This window comes from Variovorax sp. Soil_C_33 (assembly GCF_057656935.1).
Window position 1 is genome coordinate 1 of record NZ_JBDGJK010000060.1, and the last position, 311, is coordinate 311.

Annotated in this window: 1 protein-coding gene; it reads right to left on the reverse strand. The window is 64.3% G+C overall.

The genetic code is table 11. The features are described from left to right. The coding region (locus AC3A6B_RS29925; RefSeq protein ID WP_487840254.1) for a GTP-binding protein at positions 1 to 311 on the reverse strand (311 nt) is incomplete at both ends.

Below are 311 nucleotides of genomic sequence, written 5' to 3' on the forward strand. Positions count from 1 at the left end.
CGCCCGGAGATGGAGAACACGTCCTCCACGGGCATCAGGAAGGTGCCGTCCACCGCACGCTCGGGCGTGGGGATGTACGTGTCCAGCGCCTCGGCCAGCTTCATGATGGCTTCTTCGCCCAGCTTGCCCTTGTCGCCTTCCAGGGCGAGCTTGGCCGAGCCGTGGATGATGGGGGTGTCGTCGCCGGGGAATTCGTACTTGTCCAGCAGCTCGCGCACTTCCATTTCGACGAGCTCGAGCAGTTCGGCGTCGTCCACCATGTCGCACTTGTTCAGGAAGACGATGATGTAGCCCACGCCCACCTGGCGCGC